This window comes from Rhodococcus sp. IEGM 1302, assembly GCF_030056935.1.
Classification (GTDB): domain Bacteria; phylum Actinomycetota; class Actinomycetes; order Mycobacteriales; family Mycobacteriaceae; genus Rhodococcus_F; species Rhodococcus_F qingshengii.
Genome location: NZ_JASHKY010000002.1, coordinates 57,236 through 75,545, shown reverse-complemented (window position 1 = coordinate 75,545; position 18,310 = coordinate 57,236). Strand labels below are relative to the sequence as shown.

The following is an 18,310-nucleotide window of genomic DNA, read 5'->3' as shown; positions in this document are numbered from 1 at the left end:
TCGGTGGGGTTCGCAGTCATGAACAGGTGGATCTAACCATAACGACAGTCGTTTTCATTAATAGTCACATGCTCATTTGTGCGGATAAGGGTCGGTCCGCAGCGCGCTCGCCCACGCGAAGAGCGCCCCGACCAGCGCAAAGATGCACGCAACGAGGTAGGCGGTGCCGATGTCCCAGCGTCCTGCGATTGCCCCGGCAATCAAGGCGCCGACCGGCGAACCACCCCAGGCGACCATCCTCGCCGTGGTGTTCACGCGCCCCTGCAGACGATCCGGAGTCAGGCGCTGACGTGCACCGATGCCATTGAGGATGGTGACGGTCGCACAGCCGGAGTAGACGACGAGCGCCGTGATCGCGGCGCCGGTGTTGCCGGTTGTCGCAACGACGAACAGCACCACCGGGGCGATGGTCAGCGCCCCGACAGTGATCGCCCCGACCGGCCACTGCGCCGGTAGGCGTGGAAGCACGAGCGCCCCGACCACTCCACCCACGGAGACGGCCGTCCACACGGCGCCGATCATCGGACTCGACGTCGAAATCCCAAGCCTCTCGGATGCGTACACCACCAGGAGCGCCGTAACCGCACCCTGCGTCAGGGAATTGACGAAGCCGACGCCGGTCAAGGCTCGCAGAAGCGGCGACCGCCAGAGGAAGCTGAGGCCCTCGCGTATGTCACGCGCAATTCCGGTTCCCGACTTCTTCGGCGCCGCAGGAGTAATCGAAAACGAGGCTCCGATCGAGGCCATGGCCAGCCCGGCCAGTACGTAAGCCAGTGCATCAGCACCCAATGCGTAGGCCGGGCCGATCGAGGCCACAAGCACGCCGGCTATCGCCGGAAAGACAACATCGATCAGCGTGCTGGACGTCCACAGCGCGCTGTTGGCCGCCGGTATCCTCTGCCGACCGACCAGAGCAGGCAGCGCTCCGAAAGCAGCGGCGTCGAACCACACGAAACACGTTCCGATGCACATCGATACGCCGACGGCATGCCACGCCGTCAATACGCCGAGTGCCTGCGCCGCCGGAATACTCGCCAAAGCAAGTGCAGCTACGGCCTGCGCACACAGGATGACCGTCCGCCGGTTGACTCGGTCTGCCACGGCGCCGGCGAACAAGCCGAACACGAGATACGGCAGAACCGTCCCCGCAGCCGCGAGCGAGGTGAGAAACGGAGACCGGCTGATGTCGAACACCAGGATCGGCATGGCCACTCCGGTGACCGCCGCACCGGCTACGGCAATCGTACGAGCCGTGAAGAACAATCGAAACGATCTGTCCCGAAAGACATGTGGTTGCGCTTCGACGGATCCCGTCGTCGGGGTCTCGCTCATGTATGCACTCTCTTGTACCTGTTGCTCTCCGTGGCGATCTTTCGTACGGTGGCATCGTAATGGAAATGGTTTCCATTACGGAAGGGATGACAATGAGCAACATTTCGTTCGACAGCATCTCCAACTCGGCTCCGGCCAATGCACTCCAGGGCGTCGGCACCAACGCTCTCGTCGACAACCCGTTCACCTTCGAGCCGGTTGCCGAGGCAACGTCCGCACACGCCCTGCAGGGTGTGGGCACCAACGCCCTCGTCGACAACCCGTTCAGCTTCCAGAGCTGAAACCTCCCCTGATCCAGACTGTTTCGACAGTCTGATCTGCCGATGACCCCGCCCGCATCCGACTCGTCGGGTGCGGGCACCGACAAGGAGATCCGTGTACGCCCTCGCCGACGGACACCAGCTGTATCCGACCACGGACGGTGTTTGGCATTACCTGACACCGGACGAGAACGCGGTCACGATCGGCGCGCCGGCCGAAGACCTCGCGGAACTCGACAACTTTCTCAGGCGCTCTGGTTCGGTGCTCGGCCCGGGAGCTATCGAGATCGCCGACGCCCTCGTCTCTCGCGGCGTGCTGGCTGTTCCAGGTCAAGTGCCAGAGATTCCGCGCCCACAGCGTGTGCTGATGGACGGGATCGGGCCCGTTGCCGATGCTTGCATCGCCCTGCTCTCCAAGGCTCTTCCGCATCTCGAGGTCGTATCCACTACTGCGCCAATCGAAGACGACGTTGCGTCTTCGGACCTCGTACTGTCGGTTGCCGGTGCTCCTCCTCACGACGAGTGGTCGGAACTCGATACCTGGTGCCGCCGAAACCAAACACCGTGGCAACGCGTCCACGCGGAGCTGGGTGAGATCTGCATCGGACCCTTCTTCGACGGTATCGGCAGCGCAAGCTACCGGGACGTCTGCGGTCGACGGCTTGCCGCGTCGCGCGTCCCGGATCATCTGCAGGCACTGTGGAATCACCTCGCCGGCAGCGAACCTCGCCCGCTCGAACTTGAACCCACCGCAGCCGCAATGGCCAGTGCGCTTGCATGTTCGGACGTCGTGGCTGGTGTACATGGCGCACCGCCATCACACCTTCACCACCAGATCCGGATGAATCCGCGAACCCTCATGATGACTCGCCATCCCGTGCTACCACTGCCCGGCGGCGTTCTCGAACCCGCGCCGACGCTCCGGTGATCTCACTCGGCGTGAAGATCCCGGCAGCAGACGGTTCTTCGTTGGCTACGGATGTGCTTCTCCCACCGGATTCTTCACCGCGGGGACTGATCGTGATCCGCACCCCGTACGGGCGTGGATGGCATCTGGCGGAGGGGATCGAATGGCGATTGCGAGGAATTGCCTTCATCTGTCAGGACGTACGTGGACGGCACGATTCCACCGGATCTTGGGAACCCTACGTCCACGAGCGCGAGGACAGCGCCGCCCTGGCCGAGTGGCTGCAGGATCAGCCGTGGACACCGGAGTGCGTCATCGCAAGCGGGGCTTCGTATGCGGCCGGAACCGCCTGGGCATTTGCTACCGAGACCAACAGCGCCGATCGGTCATTTCGTGTAGACGGCGTCGTCTCCAAGGTGCCGACCATCGGAAGCGACCGCGTCAAACGTGATCCCTCGGGGATACTTCTCCTCGCCGAGCATCTGGCGTGGTGGGGCGAGCACGGAGATTCGTCTTCCTCTCGTGAGGGTTTCATCCCTGCCCTGATGCGCTCGGATTCGTCTTTGCTGGAACATCTCCCGGTGCAGTCGATGATCGAGGAGGTTGGTCTGACCTCCGATTCACCGGGCTGGTTGACGCCGATCCTTCGCGCTCGTAAACGCGAAGACTTCGGTGGCGATGATCTGGTGTCCGCGGACGAACTCTCCGAACTCGACATCGCCGGGCTGCACATCGGCGGTTGGGACGATGCGATGATTCGGGAGACACTGCGGCACTTCACGTCCGTGGGGCGCGGGCCGCAGAGTTTGATCGTGGGCCCCTGGGCGCACGACCTCCGCCCTGGAAGGGTCGGCGAGACAAGTTTCGGCCGCCTTCAGGTCGAGTGGATGGAATCGGTATTCGCTGCGCGGCCCCTGACCATCAATCGGGTATTCGACCGGGGTGTCGGCGAATGGTCGACCGAACCGTTTGTCACGGGTGCGAATCGCGTTCGTCTCGAACCAGACCCGAGGACGGCGCCTTTCAACTTCACGCACCACGCAGACGAGGGCCGAAACGACGGTGTTGTCTGGACTTTCGACATGGAGGTCGAGTGTGTGCTGTCGGGAATGCCTTCGGTGGAGTTGACAGTGCATTCGCCCGAGGGCGAAGCTGACTGGATCGTCGAGCTGAGCGTCGTCGATAGCGCCGGAGTCACCAGGTCGATCGCTCGTGGGGCCGGCGTCAGCCTTTGCTCCGGCACGTTGACCATCGATCTCGATCCCGTGTTGCACACTGTGCGCGCGGGTGATGTCTTGACGCTGCGGATCGCCGGCTCGGACTTCCCACGACTCGCACGCAATCTCGGAGACGGTGATCGCTATCGAGGAACACGCAGTACCGCACTGCACCAATCATTTTCCGGGTCGTTGACCCTGCCGATACGCGGAGGAACTGACGGTGGATGACTTGCTGGTCGACGCCCGGAGCGGCGTGCTGACCTCACTGGAACCACACATTCGCTCGGACATGCCGACGGGCTGGGTCGGTTGGGCCGCGAGGGTGGCCGACACCAGAAACTTCGGCGGCAGCGGTTCACTGTTTCGCGCGGACCCTTACGGATTCGGGGCTTCGATACGCAACGATGCAGCGGCCCGCGGGGCGGCAACCGGTGAGGCCGTCGAAAGATATTGCGGCAACGTGGTCCCCGAAGATCTGGTCCGCAGCAGTGCATCAGCGCTGGAACTGGCCGGCTCACGGGTCGTCGATCCGGCGAAATTTGCGTTGTACAGCGAGGATCAGTACCGCCTTCCCGGATTCCCCTTTGTTCCCTTCGCCTCTGATCTGAACATTCGCTGGGCATTGGGTCACACCATGGACGAGAAAGCGCCCACCTACGTGCCTGCGGCCCTGACTTATCTCGGGTACTACACAGGCACCCGTCGCTGCGAGCCACCGATCGCGTCGTTGCAGTACGCCGGAATCGCAGCGGGACGCTCACGCGACGAGGCCGAGATGTCAGCTCTGCTGGAACTTCTCGAACGCGATGCCACCGCGCTGTGGTGGTGCGGGGACCGGTCACAGCCGGCGATCGAGCTTTCCGACTGGGAGCGGTTGCCTGCGCACCGCCAACTCGGGGATCTGGAGAGCCAGACCCGGAGCGTTCGAGTGCTGCTGCTTCCCTCCCCCTTCGGCATTCCCGTCGCCGCAGCGTGGATCCGCGATGACCGACGTGGACTGGTCGCGCTGGGCACAGCTTGTCGACCGACGGTGGAGGCGGCAGTCTCGAAGGCACTGGTCGAGGCGTACGCGGTACTTGCCATCACGATCGACCTCGCCGACCCCGACGGGCCGACCTGGCGCAGCGTGGCGGACGGAACGCTGCCGGCGCACCTGTACAAACCCTTTCGGGCCGACCGTCGTTACCGGGACGAGTTCGATCCGCAATGGAAAGACATCGTCGATCTGCCGACCGTCGCCCAACTTTATCTTGATCCCACGATGGCTCTGGCCGCAGAGGAACATCTCTTCGACTACACCGAAACACTTTCGGTATCAAAGATTCCCGACGAAGCGCCGTTGGATCTGGCTTCTCTCGTAGCGTTTCTGACGTCACGGGGACACCAGCCGATTTCCGTCGATCTCACCACCGGCGACATCTCGATTGCCGGGTTGCACGTCGTCCGCGTCCTGACTCCGGGCCTGTACAACAACGCCCCGGCAGCCTTTCCCCTTCTTGGAGGTAGCAGATTGACCAGCGCATCGACCACCCATCTGCATCTGCCGGTCCCCCTCGCATGACATCTTCGCTCGTCGACCGCCGAACTGGGATCATTCGAGAGCTGGTCGACGCCGTTGTTCCCCAGCACTTTCCGCCCGAGTTCAAGCTGATTCACTCGTATGTCAGTGATTCAGCACGCTTTTCACCCTGGTCCAGTGACTCGGCCGGCGCCGGATATTGCTTCGATCTGGGCAACCGTGCACGGCCTACCGCAGCTGCGATAGGCGAAGCGGTGGAACGATATTGCGGCAACATCGTCGCCAAACCGATCGTCCGCGGGTCGGCCGATGCCTTGATCGGAGCAAGCATCGACCTGTCACAACTCGCGCGTTTCGACGCCGCCCAGTACGCGCGGCCACAGTTCCCGTTCGTCGAACCAACCGACGATCTGGAGATGGACTGGACTCGCGGAGCCGACCTGATCACGGGTTCGGATATCTGGGTACCGGCCGAACTCGTCTGGGGTTCGTATCCTCATTTCGTCGCCCGGACGGGTCCGGCGATCTCTCCGGTAGCTCAGGCGGGTCTCGCCGCCGGACCCTCGGTGAAGTTCGCAATCGACAATGCCTTGCGCGAGATAGTCGAACGAGACGCGATGACGCTGTCCTGGACCGGGCGGCGTGGTGTTCGGGTCGTCACCGGCATGCCCGAGGCGCTTCTTCGACTGGGCAATCACGACAGCCTCTCGACCAGGTGGATTTCATTCGAGAGTGATTTTGAGATCCCCGTCCTGGGCGCCCTGGTTTGCGACCGACTGACCGGATACTCGACCATGGGTACCGCTTGCCACGAAGACGCCCAGACCGCTGCGTTCAAGTCACTCGGCGAAGCGCTTCAGCTGCAGCTGCTTTCCGCCGACTACGACAACCCGCAGAGCGGCATCGGTCGAGCCGCGGCCTCCCCGACCAGTCCGCTTGCGCCTTGGCGAGCTGACCGAAGCTATGCAGGCGCCTACCGATCGGATTTTGCCGACGTGATGGACTACGGATGCCACTTGCAACTTCACCTGGACCCGGAGATCCAAGCACGATTCGAGAGTGAGCTGGTCGGTGCCGTCGTCGGCGAGGTGGGACTCGACTCTCTGACATCAGCCGCCGGCACCGAAAGCGCTCTGACGGCAGCCGGTTTCCGGCCGGCATGGGTCGATCTCACCACAACTGATGTTCTCCACGCCGGCCTGCACGTCGTCCGCGTCGTCGTACCCGGTTGTCTCACCAATGCGGCCGCCGGATTGCCGTTTCTCGGCTCGCCCCGACTAGTGGACAGTCTTGCCGGACGATCGGCTCGCACCATCCCATTGCCGCACTGACAGTTCGGGAACCGCCGCTTGCAACGACTCGGTGGTTTCCACCGCGTGGAACCACGTCGGCTTCGAGATCGCGGCATCCCGAATCACCTGCACGGCGCGCGCGGCGATAGCTGCCGTCGCGACCGACTGGCTACGCCCCGAAACCCACAGCGCCGGGCCGGTATCCGCTCGGGCCATCGCTACCCAACGATCCGAGCCCCACAGCTTCTTCGGCACGACCTTCTGTAGAGCGGGTGCCCACGTCATGGCCGCAAGTCCGAGCGTCGCGGTGGACGTGTCCAATCGCAGGTACGTCCTAACCGGAACACCGAGGTCTCGCGTCAACGCATGCTGGTCCGAAAAGTCGGCCCGCACAGCAGGACCGGTGCGGTAGCCGGTCGCATCGGCCGGTATTCGAAACGTCTTCATCCCGGTGTAGTTGCGGACCGATCGTCCGTCGGGATCAGGAAACCTCGTGCCCAACATCCCGTACGTCCACGCCGTTGCGGCCGGCCCGTGTAGTTCTCCACCGCCGAGGCCGATCAGGATGTCCACGGGTCCGTCGCCGAGTCGATGCGCCTCGGTTGCAAGGACACTGGTCAATCCCGGCGCCAACCCGACGCCCATGAGAACGGGTCCGTCGACCGCTTCCAATTCTTCGCAGTAGCTCGAGGTCGCCGTGATGTCGACGAATGCCGCCCCACCGCGTACCGCTTCGTCGGCCAGGCGAACATCCTCGAAACCCGACGCATTCACCACGACATCGAAGTCTCGAACCACAGTCGAATACGCGCCTGGTTCTTTAAGATCAACGACGACGTCCGCGCGGGCAGGGTCACGGCCGGCGGAGTACGCGGAGATTTCGGGGACCTTCGCGAGTTGTTTCATCAGGGGAATCCCGACGGCACCGTAGCCACCGAGTACAAGAACCTTCGTCATTACTTCGCCTCCCGAGTCGCTAGAGTTCGACTCTAGAGTTAGACTCTAATCATGACTGAGGTTCTTCGGGAAGACACGTCGGCGCGGCGCAAGATCATCGAGGCAGCGCGTGAGGTTTTTGTCGATCCCGGCTACGCGGCCGCCACGATCAAGCAGCTTGCCGCGGCGGCGGGCGTGTCGGTGCAGAGTGTCTATTTCGTGTTCGGCAACAAGCCGAGCGTGCTGTCAGCACTGCTCGACGTGGCCGTTGCGGGCGACGAGGAAAAGACGGCAACTCTCGACCGTCCGTGGGTGGCGGCAGCACTCGGCGCCCCACATCCACTCGGGCAACTCCGGATTCAGGTTCACCACGGACGGCTCATTCTGGAACGCACCGCAGACATCCTGCTGGCACTGCGGGCCGCCGCTTCCGCCGACGAGGACGCCGCCCGTCTGTGGCAAATCAACCGCACTCAGAGACGCACGGTGCAGGAACATCTGATGGTCGGCATCGTCGAAAAAGCGCCAACCGTCGACCTCGAAACAGCCGTGAACGTCGCACTCACGCTGCTCAGTCCCGAGACCTACACAGACCTCGTGGTCGGCGCGGGTTGGACCGGCCAACAGTACGAAGAATGGGTGGTCAACACCCTTGCCGCCACCCTCGGCCTGGACCGAACCGTCAAATCCCGGAAGTAGCTGGGATTACTTGGTGGGCTTGTCGTCGATGTGCCGTGGGTTGTTCCACAGGCGCTCCGTCAGATCGTGGAGGACGGCAAGGGTGATCGTGTCGTCGTCCCGTCGGAGCAGAGACTGGCTGACCGTCGCGCGCACCAACGTGGAGTCGGAGTGCACGAACTCCTTGACCGAGCCCGGCTCGGAACTCAGTTCACGATGGGCCTGCTCTGCACTGACGTCGTCGGCATCCTTGTCGTAGAGGATGTCCTGCAAACGCAACGCCGAGACGGCCTTCTTGGGATATCCCAGCATGTCAGCGAAGGACGGATTGGCAAAAACGATGCTGCCGTCGCGGTGAACGGCCATGACCGGCACCGGAAGCCGGTCGAGGAGAATCAGGGCAGGCATCTGCTCCAGATCCGCAATCGGCGATTGTGGCGGCTGCGCAACATTGCGGCGGCGTTCCATAACACGTCCTCTCAAGTTGCCCGAGTCGACAACAGTCTAACTGCCCAGCAAATCGCGGGTTGACTTCCCGCCCGGATGCAGTGACGAATGCCCGAATCGTGCCCGCCTGAGTCACGCCGCGAGCGCCTCCTGATCCTCCGCCAAGGAACCGTCAACAACACGATAGACAGTATCCATCCGAGACAGGTGACTTCGGTCGTGTGTCACGAGAAGGGTTGCCGCCTCGCGTTCCCGCACCACGCCGATGATCAGATCCATGACAGCGGCACCGCGCTCCTGATCGAGCGCACTCGTGGGCTCGTCGACCACGAGAAGCTGCGGATCGTTCATCAATGCTCGCGCGAGATTGACGCGCTGTCGCTGCCCGCCCGACAGCTGGGACGGCCGTTTTCCGCTCTGATCCGCGAGCCCGACAGCGTCCAGCAAATCCATCGCTTTTGATTTCACGGCCTTGCGACGGGCCCGTGACGTGAACACGGACTGCCCCAGATGCGCCATCACCTCGAGCTGCTCCAGTGCAGTCAGCGAAGACACGAGGTTCGACTGTTGGAAGACGATGCCGATCGACGAGCGTCGCAGCTCCGACGCCGCCCGCCGACTCAGCGCAGCGATGTCGGTGCTGCCTTCCGGCGTCCGGAGATAGACGTGCCCGGAATCCGGACGGATCAGCGTCGACGCCACCGCCAACAGGCTGGACTTGCCCGAACCCGAGGGCCCGGTGATCGCGGCGATCTCGCCGCGGTGCAGTCGCAGAGACACGTCGTCCAGCGCCGTCACCCGCGATTGCCCATCGGGAAACGTCAGATCGACGTTCTGGATGTCGAGAACTGTGGTGCCGGTTGTCATGGTCATCGTGCGCTCCCCAATGCTGTGAGTGGATCGGTGGTCGAGAGGAATCGAAGTGCAAAGGCCGCGCCGAGCAGACCGAGCCCGATCAATGCCACGGCAGGTACGACGGTGGTGGATGCGTCCAGGACAAACGGCATGGCGTCACCGATCAGCGATCCGGCCACGGCCGTCAGCCCGATTCCGACGGTGACACCGGCAATCAGAACGATGAGCGCCTGACCCAGTGCGTCGCGCACCAGCGAACCGGTAGTCGCACCGAGCGCTTTCAGCGTCGCGATGTCCGGAGTTCGCTGGATCGTCCACACCGTGAAGAACGCACCGATCACCAGGGCTGAGATCGCGAACAACATGAGCGTCATCAACGTCAACGACCCGTTCTCCGACTTGTACGAACCGATCGCGTCGAGCGAACCGCTGACCGTCGTCGACGTCGTCGCAGCCGCCTTGTCCGTTGCGGAAGCGTCGGAGGCTCCGGTGACAGCCAGTACTGTCGCAACTCCGCCGCGTGGATTGGCCGCCTGCCAGTCGTCGAGCGTCATCCAGACGACGGGCGAATGGCTGTACCAGTCGTCACCGCGAACGGCGCTGACGGTGAACTGCTGCGTACCGACACTCACCTGATCGCCGGCGCCCGCCCCCAGATCGCGGGCGGCACCTTCGCTCAACACCACCGTGCCTGACGCCGACGGCGTCACGTCACCGAAACCGCCATCAGCGCCGAACAGGGCCACCGACTTCTGATTTCCGTCGGCCAATCCCGCTTTCCCGCGACCGATTCCGATGGGATCGACGTCCTTCGACGTGGAGGTCCAAGCGTTGACCTGGTCCTGCGTGAGCGCCGACTCGTCGAACGACGCCCCGGCTCCGGTGTCGGCGAACACCACCGTGTCGGCATTCATGGCCTCGATGGCCGACACGTTCTGATGGCGAAGTCCTGCAGTCAACCCGCTGAGAAAACTGACCAGAAGTGCAACCAACAGAACCACGACGGAGATCAGCGCGAAACGACCTCGCGCTGCCCGTAAGTCCCTCATTGCGACAAACACTGTGAATTCCTTTCCTGTGCTTGCCTCTACGCTCTCGCGGATGCAGACTCTTTCCATCGCACCTCGGATCGACATTCCAGCGCTCGAAAGAACCATCCCGGTTTACAACTTTTGATGGATGAACCAGGCCCGAACCTCGCTAAGCTGGGCGAGATGCACCGATCTCCGCTCACGCCTGTCTTCGCCGGCCTACAACTGGGCCTGCATGTCCTTGTCATGGCGCTGGCCGGTGTGGTGTTTCTTCGAGCGCTGATCGACGAATCCGACCTGACCGCAACAATCATCGCGTTGGCCGTGATCTTTGTTGCCGTCTATCTTTTCGGGGTCGCCAAAAGGCTGCGCGGCAACGCTGCCCGCTGGTGGCTGGCCGTGCTGACCCTCGTCTGGATCGCGACGATGGCGGTATCCGCCGACGCCGCCTACCTCGCGTTCGGACTCTTCTTCCTCTATCTCCATATTCTGCGACGCCCCTGGAGTCTTCTCGCCGTCACCGCGGCAACGGCTGTCGCCGTGGTCGGCACCGGCCTGCATCGTGGATGGACGATTGCCGGCGCCGTCGGCCCGATCATCGGCGCTGCCGTAGCGGTTGCAATCGGCCTCGGATATCAAGCGCTGTACCGCGAGGCAGCCGAGCGCGGTCGTCTCATCGACGAGTTGATGAACACCCGTGAAGAATTGGCGTCGACGTCTCGCGATGCCGGAAAATTCGCGGAACGTGAAAGACTCGCCGCCGAGATTCACGACACCGTGGCCCAGGGACTTTCGAGCATCCAGATGCTCCTTCACGCTGCCGAACGCGCCGATCCGGACAGCCCGGCCATCCGTCAGATCAGCCTCGCACGGGAAACTGCCGCGGACAGTCTTGCCGAAACCCGCCAACTCATAGCCGAATTGACGCCCGCGGCCTTGGACGGTCAGTCGCTCGCCGACGCGCTTCGTCGAATCTGCGAACGCGCGAGCAGTCCTGAACTGGAAGCGCGCTCCGTGGTCGAAGGCGAGGCAGTGCGGCTGCCGATGCCCCTCGAAGCAACATTGGTACGCATCGCTCAGGGCGCGGTGTCCAATGTTCTCCGCCATGCCGATGCAACCAGAATGGCTGTGACACTGACCTATTCCGATGACACCGTCAGCCTCGACGTGGTCGACAACGGTCGCGGCTTCGACGTGGCAGTTCTCGAACGTGGCCCGGCGGAATCTTTCGGCCTCAATGCAATTCGCCGGCGCGTCGAACTGCAGGGCGGGACTTTCTCCATCGAGTCCGAGCCGGGACACACGGCCGTCGCGGTGACGTTTCCTCTCGAAGTCGGCGAACCGTGATCCGCCTGCTGCTCGCCGACGATCACGCGATCGTGCGCGCCGGGTTACGAGCGCTGCTCGAAAGCGAAGCCGACATCGAGGTAGTCGGCGAAGCGGGCACCGCCGAGGAAGCCATAGCCTTCTGCGCCACCACGCCGGTCGACCTCGTGCTCATGGACCTGCGATTCGGCCCCGGGAAGACGGGCGTCGACGCCACCCGCGCGGTGTGCGCGCTGCCGAATCCGCCGCACGTACTCGTCGTGACCAACTACGACACGGATGCAGACATCTTGAGCGCTGTCGAGGCCGGGGCCAGCGGGTACTTACTCAAGGACACACCACCGGTCGAGTTGCTGTCAGCCGTCCGCGCCGCTGCGAGCGGGGACAGCGTTCTCTCCCCCGCCATCGCGTCGAAGCTCATGACTCGGGTACGCAAACCCGAAACCAGCCTCAGCCCAAGGGAAATCGAAGTTCTGAAGTTGGTGGCGGCGGGTCGCTCCAACCGAGAGATCGGCAAAGAACTGTTCCTGAGTGAGACCACGGTCAAGTCGCACCTGGTTCACATCTTCGGCAAGTTGGGAGTGAAGTCGCGGACGTCGGCGGTAGCTCGTGCGCGGGAGCTGGGTTCGATCTGACATTTGCCCGAATTGTCGAAAGTAGCTGAACAGCAGCTATTTTCGCCTGCGATTCTCTTGTGTTCGAAACTTTGTTCGATTAAACTTTGAGCATGGACAGTCGGGATGCGTGGCAACTGGATGGCGAGGACCTCAAGGGTGAGGTTCTGGATCTGGTGCGTGTCCGGCACGAGTTGCAGTCGCGGATGGTGTTGCTGATCGTGGAGATGTTTTCCCGGGAGGTTCTCGGTGGGAAGGGTTTTCGGGCGATCGCGCAGTGGTTGCATGGTTCGACGAATCTGGAGATCGGTGAGTGCAGTCTGCTGGTCGGGTTGGCGCGGTTGTTGATGCTCGAACCTGTTGTGGCGGATGCGTTTCATCGTGGTGACGTGGATGCGTTGAAAGCCCGTCAGGTGGCGTCGTTTTGTCAGCATCCGCCCAAGAACATGACGCCGGCGGATGTGGACAAGGCTCGCGGGATCCTGTTGGGTTTGGCGTCGCAGAACATTGCGGATTGCGATGCGGTGCGGGCGGCGATCCGGCGGATCGAGAAGCAGTACGGCAAGCGCGAGGACGGCGTCCCGGTCGGCGAGGATTCGGAGCGTAACGAGTTCTACGCCTCGAAAGGCCTGTACGGGCGCGTGTCGGTGAAGGGTGATCTGGATGCTGTGAACGGGGCCCGTCTGATCACGTTGTTGTCGAGTCTGTCTGCGCCGATACCGGAGAAGGACGGTGTGAAGGACACCCGTACGCCGGCGCTGCGGCGGGCGGACGGGTTTTGCGAACTACTGCGGCGGTATGAGCGGGCGGGGTTGGGTCCGATCGAGGGCGGGGTGAAACCGCACATCACGGTGACTGCGTCGGCGAAAGACATGACCGACCTCAAAGCAATGAAGGATATGTTGCCGTCGACTCAGGAACTGGGTTTCGCGTGGACGGATTGGGTGGGCCCGATCAGTATCGACACTGCCCGGATGTTGGCCTGCGATTGCACGGTCACGCGAATTTTGTTGGATGAGAATGGTGTTCCGCTCGACTGCGGTAAGGAAGCGAGAACGGCGACGGTGCCGCAGCGGCGAGCGTTGGCGGTTCGTGATGGCGGGTGTGCGTTTCCCGGGTGCGGAACTCCGTCGGGGTGGTGCGATGCCCATCATATTGTTCACTGGAACGATGGTGGCCCAACAGATCTCGACAACCTGATCTTGTTGTGCGGTCATCACCACCGGACGCTGCACCACACGGAGTGGCGGGTGGAGATCGGCCCGGATCGGAAATCGGTGTTCTATCCACCGATGTCGGTTGATCCGTATCAACAGCCGATCGGCGGGAACAGCCCACCGACAGCGGCGTGAACCGACATAACTGAAAAGGCCAGCGTGTGCACCGGGGAAGAATCATGCCCCGGGGCATACGCTGGCCTTTTCGGCTGCGCTCGATGTCCGTCTTGCGACAGCATCTGTCTCCACTTCGACACGCCGGACCCATAGGGTCGAGGCATGTCTTTCTGCGAACCCGCCCGCGTTGTCACCGTCACGTCCCTGACCCCGCACATGCGGCGAATCAGCATCGAGGCAGAAGGCGACTGGCACTGGCCGACCGGCGGACAAGGCGACGAGCGCATCGACCTCGCGTTCCCGAAACCCGGTGAAACAGAAGCAGAATACGACTACTTCAACAATCCCGACTACGGCAAGGCCGATCTCGGAACCGAGCCACCGTGGCGGCACTACACCGTGCGCAAGGTGCACGACGGCGGCCGACGTCTGGACATCGACTTCGTCGTGCACCCTGGCGGTATTGCAGCGGATTGGGCCCTGCGGGCCGAACCAGGTCACCTACTAGGCGTCTTCTGGTCGGACAGTTCGCGGTCCCACTACCAAGCACCGGCGGGTCCTCGCTGGCAGCTGCTGGTCGCAGACGCCACGGGTCTCCCCGGACTGGGCAGGATTGTCGAAGAACTTCGTGAAGGCGATGTCGCACAGGCGATCATCGAGGTCGAAACCGAAGAGGATCGACAGGAATTTGTCACTCGCGGCGACGTCACGTACACGTGGCTCGTGGGGAGTGGCCTCGGAAAGGCGCCGAGCGCGCTGTTCGAAGCTGTGGAGAAGGTCGAGTTTCCCGAATCCGAATCGGCCGACATCTACGCGTGGGTGGCGTGCGAAAGCGCAACAAGCCGTCGCATTCGTAAGCATCTGAGGGAAGTTCGAGGAATTGCTCGCGACAAGCACAATGTTGTCGGGTACTGGCGAGAGGGCGCCGACGGCCACGTTTCCGGCATGAACAGCGAGGAAGTCACCGTCGGCGCCTGAGCGCCGTGATCACTCTGCCGGCAGCGTGGCGGTAGATTCTGCGTGAGCCTGCTGCGCGTCAGCCGGCTTTTCCGCCAGCATCTCGAACAGTGCTCGGCGTGCCTCGGCGAGAATTGCCTCGGCCTTGGCTACCTGCTCGGCGGTCCCACCTGCGGCTACCGCGACAGCGGCACCTCGGAGTAGGCCCATCGCGGGACGGAGCGCTGCGCCGGCTTCACCGAAGTGAGGCCGACCGTGTCCGCGCTGGTCAAGTCGACCGCGCCGGCCTTCGGGGCGTCCTTCTGCTCGGTCTTCGAAGCGACCCTCGGGTCGCTCGCCCTCGAATCCTCGACGGAAACCGTGTCCACGATGCGGGCCTCGGCGGCCATGCTCGCGACGTTCTTGCATTTCTGGGTTGTTGTGTGGGGCGTACATGTTGTCCTCCTGGACTGTCTGTGTTTGTTTGACGTATCGACGATATATCGACAATAGATCGAACGCAAGGGTCTGGAGAATAATTCCCGCACCCTCGTCCGGATACGCTGAAGCCGTGAACACGGATCTACAAGCCCAGGCCGCAGACGTCCTACGCCGCCTCGCACTCGACGAATCCCTGAAAGAACGCACCATGGCGAACGCTGCGACTGCAGCACTCGCACGGAAAGTCGCCGCTCGCTACATCGGCGGCGAAACCATCGACGACGCTTTCGACCGCCTCCCCTCGATCTTCGCGCGAGGACACAAGGCGAGCATCGAATACACCGGGGAAAGCGTCCGGGATCCCGAGCTCGCGAACGCCGAAACCGATGTTTTCGTGGAACTCGCGGAACGAATCGGCACGTCGGGTGTCGAGAGCACCGTGTCGTTCGACCTCTCGCACATCGGCTTGGTGATCAATCCGGAGCAGTGCTTTCGCAATGTCGTGCGCCTGGCCGAGGCCACGGAACGCGCCGGTGCCGAGCTGATCATCTCCGCCGAAGCGTCCGATCGCACCGACCTGGTCCTCGACATGCACGCGCGACTGGCCGAGCGCTTCACTCACGTGGGGATCACCGTTCAGGCCCGACTGCACCGCACGGCAAAGGATCTCGCCGCTCTGCTGGACCGACCCGGCCGCATCCGTCTCGTGAAGGGCGCCTTCCTCGAAGCCGAGTCCGTCGCCTACCCACGCGGTAGTGCCGAACTGCGCAGCGCGTATCTCGACTACGCAGCCCGAATCGTCGACTCGGGTCACCAGGTCTCCATCGCGACACATGACCGCGACATCCTCGAAGCACTACGCGCCGAACATGATTCGAAGCTCAGAGGCGAGCACGTCGAGTTCGAGATGCTGCTCGGCCTCGGCACCGAGCAACTGGACGCACTCCGAGGAGCGGGCTTCACCACACGCGAATACGTCATCTTCGGAACACAGTGGTGGCTGTACGTACTCAATCGCATCGCCGAAGAACCGGAGCGTGTCTACACCGCGCTCATCGACGCTGCGCTCATCAGCACTGCAAACTAGATCTCCAACAACAGAAGTGGGGCCGCACTCGAATCGAGTGCAGCCCCACTTGTGTCAGTTTCTAGCTCTCCAGAAACGCCTTGATGCGCGCCAGGGTGGTTTCCATTCCGGTCTGCATCAGCTGATCTCGACCCCGACCGAGTAGGCCGCTACCCGACATCATGCGCACGTAAAGCGCTGGCGTCGCATAGATCTCACGAGTCTCGGTAAGCACGGTGCCCGTTCCCGAAGGCTCGAGCACATAGGTCCACCGCGCTTTCGGCTCGTCCGATTCGAAGGAGAACCTCCGGCAGTCGACCACGTCGACCACCGTGCAGTGCGTGCTCCACCGAATCAGACCATGCTTGTTGGTGCCCTTGAACTTTGCACCCACAGTGCCCGGAGTTCCGGAAGTCCATGTTCCACCGGTATTTTCAGGACTGAAGCGACCCATACCTTCGATGTCGCTGACAACCTTCCACACCGATACTGGCGTTGCCTCGATGTACGCGCTGGCGGTTTCCACCCGTTACCGGCCCGGAACCCAGGACATGATCTTGATGGCGTGAGGCATGAGCTTTGCCCACACCTTGGCCGGAAGTCCGCGCGGTCCACCGAGATTCATGACGCGAGTGGTGGCAACGGTCTGCGGTTCGGTGTACTTGATCAGCCCCTCGGCGCCGTGACGACGACCGACGCCCGAGACACCCATACCGCCCATCGGTGCTGCGGTGCTGCCCCAGGTCGGTGCGTAACCCTCGTCGACGTTGACGGTGCCGGCGTGGATGCGCGCTGCGATGGCTTCACCGGCAGCCTTGCTTCCCGCCCACACACTGGCGTTGAGGCCGTACTCGGTGTCGTTGGCCGCAGCGATGGCCTCTTCGACGTCCTTGACGGGGTAAATCGAGACGAGCGGCCCGAAGGTCTCGTCGCGGTAGCACTCGGCGTCTTCGGGAACCCCGGTGAGCAGGGTGGGCTCGTAGAACAGCGGTCCGATGTCCGGCCGAGCCTTGCCACCGGCAATGACGGTGGCGCCCTTGACCACTGCGTCATCGACATGAGCGGAGATTGCCTTGACCTGCGCCTCGGAGACGAGGCTGCCCATCTCGATTCCGAATTCGTATCCGGCGGCGAGGTTCATCTTCTTGACGCGGTCACCGAACATGCGGATGAACTCGGGTGCGATGGACTCTTCGACGTAGATGCGCTCGATGGAGATGCACAGCTGACCGGAGTTGGAGAAGCACGCACGCACAGCGGCGTCGGTGACCTCGCGCAGGTCTGCGCCGGCGGCAACGATCATCGGGTTCTTGCCACCGAGTTCGGCGGAGAAGCCGATCAGTCGACGGCCGGCCTGCTCGGCGAGGAGCTGACCGGTCGCGGTGGAACCGGTGAACATGAGGTAATCGGTGTTCTCGACCAGGGCGGTGCCGACGACGGAGCCCGGCCCGGGAACCACGGCGAAGAGGTCGCGAGGCAGACCCGCCTTGTAGAGCAGTTCGACGCAGGCGAGCGCGCAGTACGGTGTCTGGCTGTCCGGCTTGAGGACAACGGCGTTACCGGCGAGCAGCGCGGCGATGGCGTCGGACACGGCCAGCGTCATCGGGTAGTTCCACGGCGAGATGACGCCGACGACACCCTTGGGCTGGTAGCGGACGACGGTCTTCGTCAGGCCCGGGAGCATGCCGGAGACGCGACGCGGACGCAGCAGCTTCGGAGCCACACGTGCGTAGTGCCGCGACGTCATCGAGATGTCGAGGACTTCTTCCTGAGCTGCGGTACGCGACTTTCCGGTCTCGGCCTGAGCCATGTCCATGAGGGCGTCGCGGTTCTCGAGGATGAGATCGCGGTAGCGGTGGAAGACGGCGGCCCGATCGAGGACGGAGCGCTTGGCCCATTCCTTCTGGGCGACGCGGGCACGGGCGATGGCCGCAAGTGCGTCGTCGGCGGTGCCGACGGGGATGATCGCCAGCTCCTTGCCGGTGAACACCTCGGTGATGGACTTCGTCGGGCGATCGGCAACATTGTCGATGGCGATCAGATCGGCGAGCCGCGAGAAGGTCGCAGCGGACGGAGCAGGCATTTCAGTACCCCTACTGGTGAGTAGTTCTTGGAG

The 18,310-nt window shown here is 63.1% G+C and carries 19 protein-coding genes; 11 read left to right on the top strand and 8 right to left on the bottom strand.

Annotated elements, in window-relative coordinates; all coding sequences use genetic code 11:
- Positions 1 to 72 precede the first annotated feature (72 nt).
- Complete coding sequence (locus QM609_RS05035) at positions 73 to 1,332, bottom strand: MFS transporter (RefSeq protein ID WP_042920631.1); 1,260 nt, start codon at positions 1,330 to 1,332, stop codon at positions 73 to 75.
- Positions 1,333 to 1,424: 92 nt separating this feature from the next.
- Between QM609_RS05035 and QM609_RS05030 the strand changes: the two genes are divergently transcribed.
- The 5 genes from QM609_RS05030 to QM609_RS05010 all read left to right on the top strand — a co-directional run bounded on the left by QM609_RS05030 (position 1,425) and on the right by QM609_RS05010 (position 6,569).
- Complete coding sequence (locus QM609_RS05030; RefSeq protein WP_047272767.1) at positions 1,425 to 1,613, top strand: streptamidine-related RiPP repeat protein; 189 nt, start codon at positions 1,425 to 1,427, stop codon at positions 1,611 to 1,613.
- A 94-nt stretch (positions 1,614 to 1,707) separates the two neighbouring features.
- Positions 1,708 to 2,520 carry a hypothetical protein gene (locus QM609_RS05025; RefSeq protein ID WP_047272718.1) on the top strand — a complete coding sequence of 271 codons (813 nt, stop codon included), beginning with the start codon at positions 1,708 to 1,710 and terminating at the stop codon, positions 2,518 to 2,520.
- The gene (locus tag QM609_RS05020; RefSeq protein ID WP_050657051.1) at positions 2,517 to 3,947 is read left to right on the top strand and encodes a CocE/NonD family hydrolase; all 1,431 of its coding nucleotides are present in this window, start codon (positions 2,517 to 2,519) and stop codon (positions 3,945 to 3,947) included. The genes QM609_RS05025 and QM609_RS05020 overlap by 4 nt, the downstream gene beginning before the upstream one ends.
- The gene (locus QM609_RS05015; RefSeq protein WP_050657050.1) at positions 3,940 to 5,280 is read left to right on the top strand and encodes a YcaO-like family protein; all 1,341 of its coding nucleotides are present in this window, start codon (positions 3,940 to 3,942) and stop codon (positions 5,278 to 5,280) included. Before QM609_RS05020 ends, QM609_RS05015 begins: the two co-directional genes overlap by 8 nt.
- On the top strand, positions 5,277 to 6,569 hold the full coding sequence (locus tag QM609_RS05010; protein ID WP_030535883.1) for a YcaO-like family protein: 1,293 nt from the start codon (positions 5,277 to 5,279) through the stop codon (positions 6,567 to 6,569). Before QM609_RS05015 ends, QM609_RS05010 begins: the two co-directional genes overlap by 4 nt.
- Here the strand turns inward: QM609_RS05010 and QM609_RS05005 are convergent.
- On the bottom strand, positions 6,516 to 7,487 hold the full coding sequence (locus tag QM609_RS05005; protein WP_037130941.1) for a saccharopine dehydrogenase family protein: 972 nt from the start codon (positions 7,485 to 7,487) through the stop codon (positions 6,516 to 6,518). The two genes, QM609_RS05010 and QM609_RS05005, sit on opposite strands and share 54 nt — an antisense overlap.
- A gap of 51 nt (positions 7,488 to 7,538) precedes the next feature.
- Between QM609_RS05005 and QM609_RS05000 the strand changes: the two genes are divergently transcribed.
- Positions 7,539 to 8,165, top strand: a complete 627-nt coding sequence (locus tag QM609_RS05000) for a TetR/AcrR family transcriptional regulator (protein WP_003943606.1) — start codon at positions 7,539 to 7,541, stop codon at positions 8,163 to 8,165.
- Between the two features lie 6 nt (positions 8,166 to 8,171).
- Here QM609_RS05000 and QM609_RS04995 read toward each other — a convergent pair whose 3' ends face one another.
- The 3 genes from QM609_RS04995 to QM609_RS04985 form a co-directional block, all read right to left on the bottom strand.
- The gene (locus tag QM609_RS04995) at positions 8,172 to 8,612 is read right to left on the bottom strand and encodes a PAS domain S-box protein (RefSeq protein WP_003943598.1); all 441 of its coding nucleotides are present in this window, start codon (positions 8,610 to 8,612) and stop codon (positions 8,172 to 8,174) included.
- A 111-nt stretch (positions 8,613 to 8,723) separates the two neighbouring features.
- The gene (locus tag QM609_RS04990; protein ID WP_003943539.1) at positions 8,724 to 9,464 is read right to left on the bottom strand and encodes an ABC transporter ATP-binding protein; all 741 of its coding nucleotides are present in this window, start codon (positions 9,462 to 9,464) and stop codon (positions 8,724 to 8,726) included.
- Positions 9,461 to 10,507, bottom strand: a complete 1,047-nt coding sequence (locus QM609_RS04985; protein WP_039973533.1) for an ABC transporter permease — start codon at positions 10,505 to 10,507, stop codon at positions 9,461 to 9,463. The genes QM609_RS04990 and QM609_RS04985 overlap by 4 nt, the downstream gene beginning before the upstream one ends.
- Before the next feature lie 114 nt (positions 10,508 to 10,621).
- Between QM609_RS04985 and QM609_RS04980 the strand changes: the two genes are divergently transcribed.
- The 4 genes from QM609_RS04980 (at position 10,622) to QM609_RS04965 (ending at position 14,729) form a co-directional block, all read left to right on the top strand.
- Entirely contained in the window at positions 10,622 to 11,824 is a 1,203-nt protein-coding gene (locus QM609_RS04980; RefSeq protein WP_003943587.1) for a sensor histidine kinase, read from the top strand.
- On the top strand, positions 11,821 to 12,438 hold the full coding sequence (locus QM609_RS04975; protein WP_003943536.1) for a response regulator: 618 nt from the start codon (positions 11,821 to 11,823) through the stop codon (positions 12,436 to 12,438). The genes QM609_RS04980 and QM609_RS04975 overlap by 4 nt, the downstream gene beginning before the upstream one ends.
- 92 nt (positions 12,439 to 12,530) lie before the next feature.
- Positions 12,531 to 13,769: an HNH endonuclease signature motif containing protein gene (locus tag QM609_RS04970; protein WP_076948834.1), complete on the top strand. Its 1,239-nt coding sequence runs from the start codon at positions 12,531 to 12,533 to the stop codon at positions 13,767 to 13,769.
- Positions 13,770 to 13,913: 144 nt separating this feature from the next.
- The gene (locus QM609_RS04965) at positions 13,914 to 14,729 is read left to right on the top strand and encodes a siderophore-interacting protein (RefSeq protein WP_007735878.1); all 816 of its coding nucleotides are present in this window, start codon (positions 13,914 to 13,916) and stop codon (positions 14,727 to 14,729) included.
- A gap of 9 nt (positions 14,730 to 14,738) precedes the next feature.
- Here the strand turns inward: QM609_RS04965 and QM609_RS04960 are convergent, their stop codons facing one another.
- Positions 14,739 to 15,143, bottom strand: coding sequence for a hypothetical protein (locus tag QM609_RS04960; protein ID WP_228232358.1), 405 nt, complete (start codon positions 15,141 to 15,143; stop codon positions 14,739 to 14,741).
- A gap of 115 nt (positions 15,144 to 15,258) precedes the next feature.
- On the opposite strand from QM609_RS04960, the gene QM609_RS04955 reads away from it, so the two are divergent.
- Positions 15,259 to 16,215: a proline dehydrogenase family protein gene (locus tag QM609_RS04955; protein ID WP_050656384.1), complete on the top strand. Its 957-nt coding sequence runs from the start codon at positions 15,259 to 15,261 to the stop codon at positions 16,213 to 16,215.
- 61 nt (positions 16,216 to 16,276) lie between these two features.
- Here the strand turns inward: QM609_RS04955 and QM609_RS04950 are convergent, their stop codons facing one another.
- Together QM609_RS04950 and QM609_RS04945 are read right to left on the bottom strand one after the other, a co-directional pair.
- Positions 16,277 to 16,720 (bottom strand): SRPBCC family protein, encoded by a 444-nt coding sequence (locus tag QM609_RS04950; RefSeq protein WP_030536658.1) that lies wholly within the window; start codon positions 16,718 to 16,720, stop codon positions 16,277 to 16,279.
- A gap of 3 nt (positions 16,721 to 16,723) precedes the next feature.
- Entirely contained in the window at positions 16,724 to 18,277 is a 1,554-nt protein-coding gene (locus QM609_RS04945; RefSeq protein WP_042920647.1) for a succinic semialdehyde dehydrogenase, read from the bottom strand.
- Positions 18,278 to 18,310: the final 33 nt, after the last annotated feature.